This window comes from Winogradskyella psychrotolerans, from assembly GCF_018860545.1.
Classification (GTDB): Bacteria; Bacteroidota; Bacteroidia; order Flavobacteriales; family Flavobacteriaceae; genus Winogradskyella; species Winogradskyella psychrotolerans_A.
On the sequence record NZ_JAHKPN010000035.1, the window covers coordinates 1 to 16,230 of the forward strand.

A 16,230-nucleotide genomic window follows, 5' to 3' on the forward strand; every position below is an offset into this window, starting at 1 on the left:
AGCATTTTATCCTTCCCCTCTGCTAATTTCCTATTGTAATATAATCGTAATTCGCTATCATGCTGTATCGCTGAAACACTTGCCATACTTAGCAAACTCTTCATTTTCCGATCTCCTAAATAATGACATTGTTTTCTTTTGTAAATACTGGTTCCTGAGCGATGTTCAAATGGTGCGGTACCACAATAACTTGAAAAGGCTCGCCAACTATCAAAACGCGTAAAATTACCTGTGTGGTAGATAAGCTGACAGGCTACAACTAATCCAATGCCTTTTAGACTTGTTAGTAATTCATAATTCTTACTCATCAATGCATCTGTTGATATAATCTCTTTTATACGATCCTCTATGGACTTCACTTGCTTTTCTTGGTAATCAATACTGCGTTTTAAGGCAATACAACCTGTGTCTGTGGTTGGACTAGATAAAAGTACTTTCATCTCTTTTAGCGTACCTTTTAAACCTGCATTATTTCTAACCAGTAGATCACGTAAAGCTAGCAATCTACCTAATTCTAAATGAGACTTACTCTTAACTTGGCTTGGTTTTAATTCTTCCCGGTAAAGCCAAGCGTAACGCGCTATTAATGCCGCATCTAATTTATCTGTCTTTTCTTTAACGATACCTGAGCTGCGCTTAATCTTTAATGGACTTTCCTCTACATAAATAATCTTTTGACTATCTAGATACAGCGCTAATTTTAAAGAGTAATAGCCTGTATTCTCAAAACAGTAAAAAACATCTTCCGCTTTTGTTGTTTTTAAAACCCATTTTAATAAGCTTTTATACCCTACAATATCGTTAATAAACTCCCGGTGAACCTGAGATTGATAACAATAAGCATCTAGTGTGTTTTTTGAAACATCGATTCCAACGACTTCTTTGTAATTTTTCATATTTTTACAATTATAGTTTATAATTATGTTGCTTTAACTACTTCCTTTATCGGGAGTGAATTCTCCTGGTATTCCAAATGGTTCTTCGCAACTTTATAGAAAGAGAGGACTCGTACGTGTAAGAGATCACTAATCTAAAACACGTTATAGTTCTCCTCTTTTTCTATATAAAGATATTTATTACAAACTAAAGAAACACGTTGGCAAACATTTTGGAGAAACGACGAGAATAATGAAATTTAGAATAGACAACGATTACAAAGTAAATATTTTTGGAAAACAATTTAATAGCCTTCAACATATGGGTATTTTATTTGGATATGTGTTTTTCCTAATGATTCCTTGGCCATTAATTAGCAACTCATATTTATTTATTCCTTTAGCTATTGCCATACTACCTATTTTACTTCCAGAATTTATTTATTCTGAAATCTATAGTGGAATAAAAATGTATAGAATATTATTGTATGGAGGTTATGTTATTGCAACATTCATTTATACTCATTTTTTCCTAGATTCTTCTTTTTTTGTTAGCATTATACATTTCATTGTTTATGCCACTTTTGGATATATTTATAGTAAAAAAATAAGCAAATAAATGGAAACAATAGCAACAATATTTGGCATATTATCATTTTTATTCATTGCAATTCCTGTAGTTGGAATTGTATTATTATTAAGATATGTTATAAAAAAATCTCGTTCGGAACAACCAACTCATGTTCTTACTAAAGAAAAAAAAGAATTGATTTTAAAAGCTCGTTCTAAAAAAAAGAACTTGATTAAATGGCAATCTGATGATGTAGAAAAAATATCAAATAATTTAGATTTTAATTTTAGTAAAGGTTTTACAAGAAAATTTAATGGATACATTAAAACTTTAGACAATGAACGTATTATTTCATTTAGAAAAATAGATAGAGGTGCTTTTAATTTAACCTCAAGAATACTCGCTGTGACAAGTGACTACGAAATTTATTATGACCAATTAGATAATGAGATTTTAATCGAGTTTAATGGCTCTTATATTGGTAAAATTGTTAACAATACTAATTTGATAGATGACACAAACCAAAATATTGGTTCATTTAATCGAAATAATAGCACATCAGATTTTTATGTCGTGCAACTCAATAATGAAAAACTTGCATATGTAGTTAAAAACTCTGACAGAAGAACATTTGTTAGAAATCCATTTCACGACTTTCATCCCGAAAGCTCAATTCAAAAAGATACAGTTTGGGAAAGAGATGTAAAATATTCAAACTTAATGAAGTTATACAGAAAACCCAATGAAAAGGAATATAATTGGATACTTGCTATTGTAATTTATGAGGCTATCTATTATGGAATTGATTTTACTCAATAATTAAAAAAAAAAAAAAAAAACGATTTGCTAACAGTGAATAAAAACTAATGGCAAAAGAATTACAAAAATAGATATACAATATCCTAGAAGAGCTATCTAATGAAAAAAAGACAATCAGAAATAATAAAGGAAATAGCGCAAGAATTAGATTGCGGATTTGACTGTTATTACAATTCAAAAACTGACGAAATTGTTGCAATTCCTAATTTTTCACAATTTTTGGACGAGGATGAATTTAAAGAAGCTTTTAGTGACAGTATTGAAAAGGTGGAAAAACACACTACGGATTTTATAAAATTTGAAACATTAAATAGCTTTGAGTCGTTTAAAATCATGGAGCTTTTTGTTGAGCAGTTACCTGACCAAAATTTAAAGTCGGAATTAGAAACTATTTTAGCAAATAAAAAGCCATTTCAGAGTTTTAAGCATAAAATCGACCATTCTGAATTTAGACAAAGTTGGTTTGAATTTAAGAAAAGTGAATTGGAAAAAATAGTAGAAAATCAATTACATAGCGGAAAAGCCAGCGCACAACACCGTATATAATTTATTGCTGGCTTCTCGCCTACTTACGAAAGTCCTCACGGACTTTCTTGGTCGGTAATTATTTACTAAATTAATTGCTTAAACCACGCAACAAACCATATACAAACTCGTTCTAGGTAATGTAAAAAACAGAACGCAAATGAAAAATAATTTGATTTTACTCTTTTTAACTTTCACTATTGGATTGTCTTTTGGACAAACTAATAAAGTGACTGAAAAATCTTTTCCGACAAACTTTGACCAAACAAAATTTAATAAGATTAAAAAATTCACGAATAAAATGATTGCGTATGACTCGAATATTCTTGAAATAAAAAATAGCAGAAATAATACACCTTTCTACAAATTAGAGTTGGGAGATGGAAATTATTTATGGACTGTCTTAATGTTCAAAAATGAGGAAAATGTGATTGGAGACAAGATTAGAGTTGTTGGCTATTTAAATAAAATTGACTCAAAAAATACTGATGAGGAATACTTAGAAGGAGAAAAATATCTGGTTATAGCATTAGGTTTAGTTGATTTTGAAAAAGAGAATTTTCTTTTTGTCAGTTCTGGCTATAAACAGAAAGAACAATGGATTAAAGGCGAAATCCCTAGTCAATGAGAAACACTACCTACAACACCGTGTATAATTAATTGCTTTATTGAGCTTAGTTGCGAATATTCCTGCGGAATATTAACAGGTTCGTAAATGTTTGCTAACTTAGTCGCTTAACCACGCAACTAACCATACACAAACACGTAGGCAACAAGCTTGACCCGTCCTGAATAAAGGCTACATTTTAATTATCATATCATAATCACCCGCTGTTTTTATTACCTCTTGAATAATTTCGGGTGCTGCTGACTTTTCTTGAGCATTTGGGTCGTTAACAGAAACCCCTAATGTTTCAAAAAAATTGCGGAATCCTTTCGGACTATGAATGTTTATCCATTTACAAGGCTGATTGGACTTGTTACCGAATGTATGCAATGTTTCAGGTGGAATATCAATTGATTCCCCTGCTTTACAAACTTTTATTTCACCGTTAATTATAAACTCCATTTCGCCTTCTACCATCAAAAATACCTCTTTAAAAGAATGGTGTAAATGTGGTGGTGGACCTTGTACCGTTGCGGGTGTTTCACCCATCATTAAATCGTAATCCCCTGTCGTTTCATAAGGTGTTACCTGGTGTCCAAGCACCCATTTTGTTATATTGTTATTCATTTTGTAAGATTTTTGTCTCACAAACATAAAAAGTATTTTTGAATTTTACAAATTTTATAAGATATTTGTCTTATGAAAAATGAATATTTAAAAAAAGGAAGAGTAAAGCAAAAGCAAGAAACTCGGGAAAAAATACTATCCACCACCCAAGCGCTTATGAATTATGCCGAAAAATTCACACTTGAAGACGTGGCTGAAAAAGCAGGGGTTTCAAGGGCAACGATATATCGATATTACTCTAATATTGACATATTGTCTGCCGAAGCAGGTATAGACATCAACACAAAAAGCCCGAAAACCATATATGAAAATTTACAGGGTTTGGAAATAAAAGATAAAATCTTGGGCGTACAAGAATATTATAATAATCTTACCCTTGACAACGAAAATGCATTTAGGAATTACTTAAGTATTGTACTTACATCGGATTCTCAACATACTAAAAGAGGAGCTAGAAGGAGCAAAACGCTTAAAATGGTGTTGGATGAAACTAACTTAACAAAAACGGAAATCAAAAATCTTCAAAACTTATTTACTGTTCTAATGGGGGTTGAACCCCTTATTGTAACAAAAGATGTTTGCGGATTAAACAATGAGGAATCAAAAAAACTACTAAAATGGGGAATGGAACTTCTTCTAAAAGGAATTTCAATTGACCGAACTGAATAATGGCAGTTGCTAACACCGTATAAAAAAAATTGCTAGTTTAGGCCTGCATAAAGGTCGTTTCTCGTTTGTGTGCAAGGATTTTCCTTATACAAAACCGTTACCCAAAAGCTAAAGAAACATCTCACTAAATAGAAAATGTAATGTCTGAGATAAAAACATATAACTCTAAAACTTTCCGCAAAGAATACTTCAACGCTAGTCCTGAACTTAACAGGCTTTTTGAAAAGAATATTGAAGATTTCTTTTGTCTAAAAATTGAAGAATTAATTGAAAGAGTTTTTAAACCAATACCTCCTTCAAGGGAAGAAAGTCACACGCTTATTTTTGTTACAGAAGGCTCATATAAAACTAAAATTGGATTTAAAGAATACACAATTACACCTAACCATATTTTAGTAATACAAGCAGGTACAGTATTTTCAACAGAAGATATTTCTAAAAATGTCAAAGGATATACCTGTCATTTTCACCCTGAGATACTTGTTAGAGAATTTGGCAATCGTTCTTTGGTGTCAGATTTTCATTTTTTAAACACTGGTAATTACCCAATTATTCAAATTAATCTAGATTCGAAACATGCAATTCTTAATGTTTTTCAAAGGTTAGTTACTGAATTTAAAAGGGATGAAAAACCTAATCCTGATATTGTTCACGCTTACCTTTATACATTATTAACAGAATTAAAAATCTTGTATAGATTGAAAAATCTAAATAGACAGAATGCGTCTTATCACATTACTAAACAATTTAGAATATTAGCAAATAAGAAGGTAAAAGATAATCTAAAAGTAGCTGACTTTGCTAAGTTGATGAACATAAGTCCTAACCACTTAAATAAATCTGTAAGAAGGACCACTTCAAAATCTGCATCTGAAATTATTGATGAAATTAAACTCATTGAAATTAAATATCTTCTCTATCAGTCCAACTTATCAATTAGCGAAATATCCTATGAAATGGGGTATTTAGATGTATCATATTTTACAAGATTTTTTAAGAAACGTGAAGGAGTTTCACCCAAAGCATTTAGAATATTGATTGAAAAGTCCTAATAACGGAATAAATATTTACACTCAAAACTCGTAATACAACAGACCTTTGCATGGACAAAATAAAAGGTTATGTATTCTACTATTCTCATCATACATTCAATGCTTAGATGGCTTGTATTACTATCATTGTGTTATGCAATATTTAGAGCTTACAAAGGATTGAATACTCAATCGGTCTTCACAAGTCTTGATAATAAAGTACGTCATTGGACAGCTACAATAACGCATATTCAACTCACTATTGGTATGCTTGTATACATAAAAAGTCCTCTTACAAAATATTACTTTTCCAATTTTAAAAACCTAATCACGAATTGGAATTTAACATTTTTTGGTCTGTTTCATTCTATTCTGATGGTTACAGCACTGATTATAATTACCATAGGGTCAGCAAAAGCAAAACGAAAGAAAACAGATATAGAAAAATTTAGAACTATGTTGACTTATTTTTCAATGGGATTAATAATAATTTTTATAGCAATTCCCTGGCCGTTTTCGCCTTTGGCTAATAGACCACTTTTAAGACTATTTTAAATGAAACAATTTTTCAATTCCAGTTTAGTTAGATTACGTATGCTTGCATTTTTTAGAAGGATTTTCCTTGTTGATTCTAGTTGTTGTATCACTACCTCTCAAATACATTTACGGCGTTACTTCCATATCTTCAATATTAGGCCCAATTCACGGTATCTTATTCTTGTTATTCATATTTAACACCATAAGTGTAGGCACAGAATATAATTGGAAATTCAAAACCACAACTTGGAAAGTTTTAATAGCCTGCATTATACCATTTGGAACTTTTTATATTGACTATAAAATTTTAAGCAAATTATGAAAACAAGTTATATACTAATCAGCATTATTCTTACTGTCGTGATGCTATTCTTTGTGTTCAATAGAATTTATCGTTACAACACCATAGATCACGGTTTAAGAAAAAAAATTATAAAAGGCGCCATTATACTTGATGTAAGGACAGATAGCGAATATAATAAAGGTCATATTGAAGGTTCTATAAATATGTCTTTAGGAACAATTAGAGAACGATATATTGAATTAGATTCAACTAAAATCTATATTACATATTGCTCACACGGATTACGAAGTGTAAAAGTGAAAAATATTTTAAAAGATAAAGGCTTCAAAAAGGTTTTCAATGGTGGAGCTATGTCTGACTTACTGACTATAATTCAAAAAATTAGCTTAAAAGAATGATATCTGTATTTAAAACCTCTGTAACTACAGAAAGTGAAATTCAACAGCTAAAGATATATATCAATAAGCTTTTCCCCTATTCAAAATGGAATTTTGACCTTGAAGATTGTGACAATATTTTCAGAATTGATATTAAAGAAACTAAAACTGAATTAATTATCTTCTTATTCAGAATATTTGATTTTCATTGCGAGGAGTTAAAATAAAGCCCATAGGTAAAACCATATATAATTAATTTCTTGGCTCTTGCCTACTTACAAAAGTCTTCGCAGACTTTCCTAATCTGTAATTATTTGCTAAATTAAATCTTAAAAAACGAAGTAATCCTTACACAATCACATTGTGTCAAATTAAAAAATTCCCCCTTACATAAGATAATTTAGATTAATGATTATCTCTTTGATTGTATCAAATGATACTACCAAAGATGAAACCACCTTACTAAATAACCTCTACTATTTTAAAATTAATATCCTCTATTTCAGAAAAAATAGGAGAAGTAAATACTAATTTATTAAACAGACCTTCACCTAAACTGAGAAACCAGAATAGAATTAAAACTATTCATTCTTCGTTAAAAATAGAAGGTAACACACTTACTGAAGAACAAGTTACAGCGCTTTTAGAGAATAAAAGAGTTAGTGGTCCTAAAAAAGATGTTCTCGTAGTTTTAAATGCAATCAAAATCTATGAGAATTTAGAAGCATACATTTTTGGGGAAGCCTACAATCTCAATTTTGGTCATTCCTCAAATCAAAACAAAAAAAAGACCATCAATTAAGACAGTCTTTTTTTAAATATTATATCATGTTTTTATTAAAACATATCTCTTCCAGCAAAATGAAAAGCACTTTCAATAGCTGCATTTTCATCACTATCACTTCCGTGAACTGCATTTTCTCCAATAGAAGCTGCATATAATTTACGGATAGTTCCTTCCGCTGCATCAGCAGGATTAGTCGCACCAATTAAGGTTCTAAAATCTTCAACTGCATTTTCTTTTTCTAAAACAGCTGCCACGATTGGTCCACGAGTCATATATTCTACTAACTCTCCAAAAAATGGACGTTCATTGTGTATTGCGTAAAACTCCTTAGCGTCTGCTGAAGTCATTTGTGTTAATTTCATTGCTACGATTCTAAATCCTGAAGCTGAAATTTTTTCTAATATTGCGCCAATGTGTCCTTTTTCAACAGCATCAGGCTTTAACATTGTAAATGTTCTGTTAGTTGCCATGTATTTTTTTTAAATGAGGTGCAAAAGTAATATATTTCTTTAATTAATCAAGTGCCGTTTTTATTAAATATATGTTACCAAATAAGCGCACAAATAACTGATTCTAAATAAAAATATAAAGAGCTACCACAACATCATATTATTAATAAGATTGGAAAACCTTCAATTATTTAAATGAATTAACGCGACGCTTTTCTCGCTACAACCATATTATCTAAGGTTGTAGTCTCTAATGTCAACTCGAGTGGCATTGCATTTTCTGCAATGTTATAGCTAGAACCGGTAATTATCATAACAATAGAGTTCCACGTGAATCGCAGGGACAAGAATTATAATTTCATATTAAAAGCAGTCTACAAAATATCTAAAAAACGTATCTTCGCCATATATGATCAAAGCACAAATTCCGCAATTAAAAGCACTCTTAAGTTTACCTAAGAACATCGTTATTGTTCCACATAGAAATCCAGATGGCGATGCTATGGGGTCAACCTTAGCCTTGTATCACTATCTAAAACTTTATAATCATAATGCCGTGGTTATTGCACCTAATGATTATCCCGATTTTTTAAAGTGGTTACCCGGAGACGACACCGTTTTAAAATTTGAAACAGCACCAGACGAAAGTTCTACACTTATAAATAATGCTGATCTTATTTTTACGTTAGATTTTAATGCCTTTCATCGCGCAGGACATCAAATGGCTGAAGTTTTAGAACCTTCCAAAGCCATTAAAGTGATGATAGACCATCATCAGCAACCCGATGATTATGCCGAATACATGTATTCTGATGTTAGCATGTCCTCTACTTGTGAAATGGTTTATAATGTCATTGAAATGCTTGGCGATGATGATAAAATTAATGCGACCATAGCAACCTGTTTGTATGTTGGTATAATGACAGACACAGGCTCTTTCCGCTTTCCGGCCACCACGAGTAGAACACATCAGGTTATTGGAAATTTAATTGAAAAAGGAGCTGAAAATTCTCAAATTCATAATAATATATATGATACTAATAGCTATAGTCGCTTACAATTATTAGGAAGAGCCATGCAGAATTTAAAGGTTATTCCGGATTTAAGAACGGCTTATATTACACTATCTCAGGCTGAATTGGATGAATTCAATTTCAAAAAAGGAGATACAGAAGGCTTTGTTAATTATGCATTATCCTTAAAAGATATTATTTTTGCTGCTATTTTTATTGAGAGTCAGCAAGATCAAATTATAAAGATATCATTGCGTAGTAAAGGTGAGTTTTCGGTTAATGAATTTTCGAGAGCATATTTTAACGGAGGAGGTCATACCAATGCCGCTGGAGGACGAAGTGAAGATGATATGCAAACCACAATAAATAAATTTATTAGTATATTACCGCAATATAAAAACGATTTAACCCAATGAAACCCCTAAATTGGTATCGCATAACTATTATATTATGAAACGAGCACGTTCGTTATATAATCACTAAAAACGATGATTACTAATGAATAGCATGTGACTGTTAAAAAACAATAAACATATGAAAAACCTACTCATACTTACCTTTATATTACTACTGTGTTTCAGTTGTAAACCGCCAGAAGCACGCTTACCAGAATCGGTACAATCGGGTTCATTCTTAAAAGCTTCTGCAGAACGGAATAAAAAGTTAAATGAATTAGAGCACCAGCAAATTCAAGATATTATAGAGAGTAATCCTGATAAAGAGTATATCGCTTCAGAAAGTGGATTTTGGTATTATTACCAAACCAAAATTGAAAGCGACACCATACAACCACAATTTGGTGATGTGATACATTTTACGTTTGATGTTTCAAATATTGAAGGTGATGAAATTTATGCAGAAACAAATAAAACCTACATCATGGACAAAGAAGAATTGTTCACCGGTTTACGTGAAGGTTTAAAACTTTTAAAACCAACTGAAACAGCAACATTCATCTTTCCATCTCAAAAAGCCTATGGATATTATGGAGATGAAGGTAAAGTAGGAACTAATGTTCCGTTAATTTGTGAAGTAACTTTAAACACTATAACTAAGAAAAATGATTAAACAAGCACTTACAGCAGTCGTTGCGCTATTAGTATTAACAAATACGTCTTGCCAAGAAAATTATCCTGATTTAGAAGATGGTATTTATGCCGAATTTATAACCTCAAAAGATACGATGGTTGCTCAACTCTTTTTTGAGAAAGCACCAGTAACGGTAGCTAATTTTGTGGCTTTAGCCGAAGGAAACCATCCTTTAGTTAAAGAAGAGTATAAAGGAAAACGGTATTATGATGGTTTAACATTTCACCGTGTAATGAACAACTTTATGATTCAAGGAGGTGACCCAACAGCAACAGGAACGGGTGATCCTGGATATAAATTTGAAGATGAATTAGTTCCAGAATATAAACATGATAAGCCTGGTATGTTATCTATGGCTAATGGAGGAGTAAACTCTAATGGTAGTCAATTTTTTATAACAGAAAAAGTAACTCCATGGTTAGACGGTTATGATGAAAATGGTAATCTAAGAGATTGTTCTAACCCTAGAGTGGCCTGCCATGCTGTTTTTGGAGAATTGGTAAAAGGGTTTAATGTACTAGATACTATATCTAATGTAAAAGTAGCACCAGGATCTAACAAGCCTTTAGAAGATGTAGTCATTACCAAATTAAATATTATACGCAAAGGATCCGTAGCGAAGAAATTTGATGCTCCTAAAGTGTTTACAGAAGAACTTCCAAAAATTAAGGAAAGAGTTGCTGCTGCAAAACTTGAAGCTGCTGCAAAAGCAGAAGAAGCGAAAAAAGAAGCGAAAGCAAAAGCTGATGTTGCTAAAACTGAATTCTTAAAAAAGAACGAAGAATTAACAGGACGAAAAATTGAATCACCAACAGGTATGGCCATGATTTTTACACACGAAAGTAATGGTGAAAAGCCAAATGCTTCGCAACGTGTAAATATTGATTGTGCTGGATATTTAGAAAATGGTGATCTTTTTTGGACAACCTTAAAGGATGTTGCTGAGAAAAATGGTAAATATGACGAAAGACAAGATAAAGCTGGTCGTTATGCTCCTTTTGATATGCCATATAATGAAACCGCCACTTTAATTGCTGGTTTTAGAGAAGCCATGTTAAACATGAAAATTGGGGACAAAGCTAGAGTATTCATACCTTATTATTTAGGCTATGGAGAACGTGGAAACCCACCAGTAATTCCTGCAAATGCCAACCTTGTGTTTGATATTGAACTAGTAAGTATTAAGTAATACTATAATCACCATATACAGAAAAGCAGCTATTCAATAATATTATTGAATAGCTGCTTTTTTTTATAACAACTTAGACTTGTCAGGTTTTAATACTTAACAAGTCTTTTTTTTAAATTAAGCTTTTGGGATATTTTTTAATATCTCAAGAACAAATTCCCAATACTTCTGTGCAGAAGAAATCTGAGCACGTTCGTCAGGAGAGTGTGCGCCCTTAATATTAGGGCCAAAACTAATCATATCCATGTCTGGATAATTAGTACCTAGAATCCCACATTCTAAACCTGCATGGCAAGCGGCAACATGAGGTTTTTCACCATTATTTAAGCGTTCGTATATAGGCACCATAACTTTTAAAATGTCAGAATCCATATTTGGTGCCCATCCTGGATAATCACCAGAGAGTTCCACTTCACAACCTGTTAATTCAAAAGTAGCACGCAAGGTATTCGCTAAATCTAATTTAGTACTTTCTACAGAACTACGCGTTAGACAACCTATTTTTATGTGGCCATCTTTTACAATGACTCTAGCAATATTATTTGATGTTTCTACTAAACCTTCAATATCTGGACTCATTCTGTAAACACCATTGTGTGCCGCATACAAGGCTCTCGTTAAACCTTCTTGCACACCTAAGTCCATAATTTTCTCTGGGGTCTCTGTTTTAGAAACGACAATTTCTAAATCTGGTTCCATCGTTTTAAATTCAAACTTAAGCAGTTCTGCATTTTCCACCATTTCAGCTTCAAAAGCAGCTTCATGTACAGCATCAATAGCAACAATAGCATTACTTTCCCTAGGAATAGCATTTCTTAAACTTCCTCCATCAATTTCAGAAATACGAAGTCCAAAGTTCTCAAAACCATCAAATAATAAACGGTTCATTAACTTATTGGCATTTCCTAAACCTTCATGAATTTGCATGCCTGAGTGCCCTCCTTGTAAGCCTTTTACAGTAATGGTATAACCTATTTTAAATTCAGGAGTTTCTTCTTCTTTATAATCTCGTGTAGCCGTCACATCGACTCCACCTGCACAACCAACCCCAATTTCATCATCTTCTTCCGTGTCTAAATTCAAAAGAATCTCACCATGAAGCAAGCCTCCTTTTAAACCTTTAGCACCTGTCATGCCAGTTTCTTCATCAATTGTAAACAAAGCTTCTAACGTAGGATGCGCAATCGTATCACTCTCTAAAATAGCCATGATGGTAGCAACACCTAAACCATTATCAGCTCCAAGGGTGGTGCCTTTCGCTTTTACCCAATCTCCTTCAATATGCATGTCGATACCCTGTTCGTCAAAATTAAAAACGGTATCATTATTTTTTTGGTGCACCATGTCTAAATGCGATTGCATTACAATGGCCTTACGATCCTCCATCCCTTTAGATGCTGGCTTGCGAATAATAACATTACCAACCTCATCTTCTATCGTTTCTAAACCTAAATTATTACCGAAATCCTTCATAAATTGAATTACACGTTCTTCCTTTTTAGAAGGTCGTGGCACAGCATTTAAATCTGCAAATTTATTCCATAGTTGTTTTGGCTCTAAGGCTCTTATTTCTGAACTCATAAATCTTGTTTTTAGATGTGCAAAGGTACAAAATACGATAATCAATATGATGACATTATAAACTTGTTTCAGAATTGAAAACAGACCTATAAAGAATTTAATTTATTACAAATATGCGACTGATTTTCTGTCCTATTTTTCTCTTTTTATACAATAAATTCACAGATTCATTATGTATCTTTACAAGCCATAATTAGTAGCAAAAACACCAAACCAAATGGAAACATTAAACGCAAAAGAAAACCGAAAAAATTACCTTAAAACACTCACAGGGTTGCACGTCTTAGTTATCGCTCTTGTGTTCGTCAGTTGCACATCTAAATCCGAAAAAAGTGCTTACGATAGTTACGTTTCAGAGGTATATCAAACATCACAAGCTGGTGATAACCTTAAATTATTGTCTAATGACAACGTTACAACCACGTCTGCTGATATAAAGAAGGTCACCTTAGAATTATTTCCAGACGATGTATTTCAAAAGTACTATGGTTTTGGTGCTTCTTTTACTGAATCTTCAGCATGGAATTTAGCAACGATTCCTGTTGCAGCTAGAAAGGACGTTTTAACGAAACTTTTTAGTCCAACGGAAGGTGCTGGTTTCACACTTACAAGAACCCATATAAATAGTAGTGATTACTCAAATACACATTACACCTATATTGAAGAAGGAGACGAAGACCTTTCTACGTTCAGCATTCATGAAGATATGAAAGGATTTTCGGGAGACGAAAATGATCAGGTTCGTGATATTGAATTAGTCGAGCCTAGTTATGATCTTATTCCTATGATTTTAGAAGCATCTAGTATTCCTGGTGCTGACTTTAAAATTATCGCTTCACCTTGGAGTCCACCATCTTGGATGAAATCTGGAGAAACATCTACAATGACAAACGGTAGTTTACTTCCAGAATATTATGGCCTTTGGGCAGAATACATGTCCAAATATGTTACAGCATATAAAGAACAAGGTATTGAGCTTTGGGGAATGACACCTCAAAACGAACCCTTACACGCTCATGATGCACAATGGGACAGTAACGGCTTTACACCTGAACAAGGTCGCGATTTTTTAAGAGATCATTTAGGGCCACAACTTGTTAAAGATGGCCATCTTAATCTTGATGATTTAGAATCTGGTTTACGTATTCTAATTTATGACCACAATAAATCTACAATGAATGACTATGTATCCAAAACGTATGAAGACCCAGAAGCGTCTAAATATGCTTGGGGAACTGGTTTTCACTGGTACACAAATTCGGAGTTAAAAAAGAACAATTGGTATGCTAAAGAATTAGGGGAGTTACAAAAAAATTGGCCAAACAAAGCGATGATTCATACCGAGTCTAGTATCGATATTGATGCGAATGATCCTATTGGTCAGTATTGGAGAGCAAGTACCGATTACGCAGGTACGTTTGTTCCTTTTGAAACGTATGCTAACGATATCATTACCGATCTAAATCATGGAACACAAGGTTACGTTGAGTGGTGTAGTATTTTGAGTCATAAAGGGCAACCCAATCCTTACGATAATTTTAATAGTGCACCGGTACTTATCAATCCAATTACTGACGAAGTAATTTACACACCGCTTTATTATTTATTAAGCCATTTTAGCAAATTTATCCGTCCGGATGCCCACCGCATTGCATTAAAAGGAGATAACGTTGACGGCCTAATTTATACTGCTGCTAAAAACCCTGATGGCTCAATGGCAGTTGTGGTGTACAACAATAATGAAGAAGCACATGAAGTAACAATTAAATTAGACACTAAAACTTATACCGCTCAGATTGCCCCTAGAGCGATGCAAACCATTCATTTAAAAAGCAAGTAAGAACTAATTAGGTTCACTTACCTCATTAACGTTTCTCTAAAAATTTAATGTGTTCATTTTCGTTATCAACACGAAAATGAACATATTTTAAAAGCGCATCTGTCAATTTAACACTCGCAAACGACTTCTTTTCTGCAAGACAAAATTAAGAAGTCTTACCAAAACATTCAGACTCAAAAGCTCAGTAATAACTTCGCAGTATTTTTGATTGAAAAATAAAAAACGCAATCCAAACTTTTCCCTATTTTTGAGTCATGCGTAAAAACAAAAAATTAATTCTTGTTTTTTTCTTCGGAGTTCAATTGCTTTTATTATCACAATTAAAGCATTACCCTGAGTTTGTTGAACAATTTTACAGCAACGGACTTTACGTATTTATTTCAAAATTAATGCGCTATACATTTGGATGGTTACCATTTTCTGTTGGAGACCTCTTTTATACGTTAGCCGGAATCTACCTTATCAGATGGCTTATAGTCAATAGAAAACGTATTTTTAAAGACACCATAAACTGGTTATTAGATATTGGAGCCACATTATCTGTAGCCTATTTTGCTTTTCACATGCTTTGGGCTTTTAATTATTACAGACAACCACTTAATAAATCCTTACAACTTGAGGCGGATTATACTACAGAACAACTGGTGACATTTACAAAACGCTTAATTGATAAATCAAATAGTTTACAACTTCAATTGGCCAATAGTGACACCTTAAAAGTGCGATTGCCTTATACCAAATCTGAAATTTTTGATAAAGTAAAAGATGGCTACCAAATACTTTCTAAAGAATATCCACACCTTGAATACCATCCAAAAAGCATCAAAAAATCTATTTATAGTCTGCCATTGACCTATATGGGTTTTTCGGGTTACCTCAACCCATTCACTAATGAAGCACAGGTCAACGGATTAATTTCAACCTACAAATTTCCAACAACATCTTGTCATGAAGCCGCTCATCAATTGGGCTATGCTGCAGAAAATGAAGCTAATTTCATTGGGAGTTTAGCCGCCATTCATAATGAAGATGTTTACTTTAAATATTCGGGTTATACGTTTGCACTTCGCTATTGTTTAGCGGAACTATTTAAAAGAGATCCAGAGCTGTATGATCGTATGATTTTAACGGTAAACATAGGCATCATAAAAAACTACCAAGAGGTACGAGCATTTTGGGAAGCCTACGAAAACCCAATAGAACCTGTTTTTGAAAAGACTTTTGATAGTTTCCTAAAAGCGAATAACCAATCTGCTGGCATGAAAAGTTACAGTTATGTCGTTGCACTTTTAGTTAATTATTACGACAATCGCATCTTATAGCAACTGTAAACGTTAAAA

General features: G+C 32.7%; 17 protein-coding genes and 1 pseudogene. 14 read left to right on the forward strand and 4 right to left on the reverse strand.

What is annotated here, in order from left to right:
• A partial coding sequence (locus KO515_RS11870; RefSeq protein ID WP_215936566.1) for an IS110 family transposase occupies positions 1 to 896 on the reverse strand: 896 nt, incomplete at its 3' end.
• A gap of 232 nt (positions 897 to 1,128) precedes the next feature.
• Between KO515_RS11870 and KO515_RS11875 the strand changes: the two genes are divergently transcribed.
• The 4 genes from KO515_RS11875 (at position 1,129) to KO515_RS11890 (ending at position 3,418) form a co-directional block, all read left to right on the forward strand.
• Positions 1,129 to 1,494: a hypothetical protein gene (locus KO515_RS11875; RefSeq protein ID WP_215936567.1), complete on the forward strand. Its 366-nt coding sequence runs from the start codon at positions 1,129 to 1,131 to the stop codon at positions 1,492 to 1,494.
• On the forward strand, positions 1,495 to 2,265 hold the full coding sequence (locus tag KO515_RS11880) for a hypothetical protein (RefSeq protein WP_179314795.1): 771 nt from the start codon (positions 1,495 to 1,497) through the stop codon (positions 2,263 to 2,265).
• A gap of 99 nt (positions 2,266 to 2,364) precedes the next feature.
• Complete coding sequence (locus KO515_RS11885) at positions 2,365 to 2,811, forward strand: UPF0158 family protein (protein ID WP_215936568.1); 447 nt, start codon at positions 2,365 to 2,367, stop codon at positions 2,809 to 2,811.
• 139 nt (positions 2,812 to 2,950) lie between these two features.
• Positions 2,951 to 3,418 (forward strand): hypothetical protein, encoded by a 468-nt coding sequence (locus tag KO515_RS11890; protein WP_215936569.1) that lies wholly within the window; start codon positions 2,951 to 2,953, stop codon positions 3,416 to 3,418.
• Between the two features lie 171 nt (positions 3,419 to 3,589).
• Here the strand turns inward: KO515_RS11890 and KO515_RS11895 are convergent, their stop codons facing one another.
• Positions 3,590 to 4,024: a cupin domain-containing protein gene (locus KO515_RS11895; protein WP_215936570.1), complete on the reverse strand. Its 435-nt coding sequence runs from the start codon at positions 4,022 to 4,024 to the stop codon at positions 3,590 to 3,592.
• Positions 4,025 to 4,096: 72 nt separating this feature from the next.
• Between KO515_RS11895 and KO515_RS11900 the strand changes: the two genes are divergently transcribed.
• The 5 genes and pseudogenes from KO515_RS11900 to KO515_RS18820 all read left to right on the forward strand — a co-directional run.
• Positions 4,097 to 4,693, forward strand: coding sequence for a TetR/AcrR family transcriptional regulator (locus tag KO515_RS11900; protein ID WP_215936571.1), 597 nt, complete (start codon positions 4,097 to 4,099; stop codon positions 4,691 to 4,693).
• Between the two features lie 140 nt (positions 4,694 to 4,833).
• Entirely contained in the window at positions 4,834 to 5,745 is a 912-nt protein-coding gene (locus tag KO515_RS11905; protein ID WP_215936572.1) for a helix-turn-helix domain-containing protein, read from the forward strand.
• A gap of 604 nt (positions 5,746 to 6,349) precedes the next feature.
• The gene (locus KO515_RS11910) at positions 6,350 to 6,583 is read left to right on the forward strand and encodes a DUF3817 domain-containing protein (RefSeq protein ID WP_252723861.1); all 234 of its coding nucleotides are present in this window, start codon (positions 6,350 to 6,352) and stop codon (positions 6,581 to 6,583) included.
• Positions 6,580 to 6,963 carry a rhodanese-like domain-containing protein gene (locus KO515_RS11915; protein ID WP_215936573.1) on the forward strand — a complete coding sequence of 128 codons (384 nt, stop codon included), beginning with the start codon at positions 6,580 to 6,582 and terminating at the stop codon, positions 6,961 to 6,963. Before KO515_RS11910 ends, KO515_RS11915 begins: the two co-directional genes overlap by 4 nt.
• A gap of 445 nt (positions 6,964 to 7,408) precedes the next feature.
• A pseudogene (locus tag KO515_RS18820) lies at positions 7,409 to 7,672 on the forward strand (Fic family protein); the annotation flags it as partial.
• A 107-nt stretch (positions 7,673 to 7,779) separates the two neighbouring features.
• On the opposite strand, the gene KO515_RS11920 reads toward KO515_RS18820, so the two are convergent.
• The gene (locus KO515_RS11920; protein ID WP_215936574.1) at positions 7,780 to 8,199 is read right to left on the reverse strand and encodes a nucleoside-diphosphate kinase; all 420 of its coding nucleotides are present in this window, start codon (positions 8,197 to 8,199) and stop codon (positions 7,780 to 7,782) included.
• A 388-nt stretch (positions 8,200 to 8,587) separates the two neighbouring features.
• Here KO515_RS11920 and KO515_RS11925 point away from each other — a divergent pair, with 388 nt between their 5' ends.
• The 3 genes from KO515_RS11925 (at position 8,588) to KO515_RS11935 (ending at position 11,469) form a co-directional block, all read left to right on the forward strand.
• Positions 8,588 to 9,607 carry a DHH family phosphoesterase gene (locus tag KO515_RS11925; protein WP_215936575.1) on the forward strand — a complete coding sequence of 340 codons (1,020 nt, stop codon included), beginning with the start codon at positions 8,588 to 8,590 and terminating at the stop codon, positions 9,605 to 9,607.
• Positions 9,608 to 9,725: 118 nt separating this feature from the next.
• The gene (gldI, locus tag KO515_RS11930; RefSeq protein ID WP_215936576.1) at positions 9,726 to 10,259 is read left to right on the forward strand and encodes a gliding motility-associated peptidyl-prolyl isomerase GldI; all 534 of its coding nucleotides are present in this window, start codon (positions 9,726 to 9,728) and stop codon (positions 10,257 to 10,259) included.
• A complete protein-coding gene (locus KO515_RS11935; RefSeq protein ID WP_215936577.1) occupies positions 10,252 to 11,469 on the forward strand; it encodes a peptidylprolyl isomerase in 1,218 nt (405 codons plus the stop codon). Before gldI ends, KO515_RS11935 begins: the two co-directional genes overlap by 8 nt.
• A 117-nt stretch (positions 11,470 to 11,586) precedes the next feature.
• Here KO515_RS11935 and KO515_RS11940 read toward each other — a convergent pair whose 3' ends face one another.
• Positions 11,587 to 13,050 carry an aminoacyl-histidine dipeptidase gene (locus KO515_RS11940; RefSeq protein WP_215936578.1) on the reverse strand — a complete coding sequence of 488 codons (1,464 nt, stop codon included), beginning with the start codon at positions 13,048 to 13,050 and terminating at the stop codon, positions 11,587 to 11,589.
• 217 nt (positions 13,051 to 13,267) lie between these two features.
• On the opposite strand from KO515_RS11940, the gene KO515_RS11945 reads away from it, so the two are divergent.
• Both KO515_RS11945 and KO515_RS11950 read left to right on the forward strand, forming a co-directional pair.
• A complete protein-coding gene (locus tag KO515_RS11945) occupies positions 13,268 to 14,890 on the forward strand; it encodes a glycoside hydrolase family 30 protein (RefSeq protein WP_215936579.1) in 1,623 nt (540 codons plus the stop codon).
• A gap of 254 nt (positions 14,891 to 15,144) precedes the next feature.
• On the forward strand, positions 15,145 to 16,212 hold the full coding sequence (locus KO515_RS11950; RefSeq protein WP_215936580.1) for a DUF3810 domain-containing protein: 1,068 nt from the start codon (positions 15,145 to 15,147) through the stop codon (positions 16,210 to 16,212).
• Positions 16,213 to 16,230 lie beyond the last annotated feature (18 nt).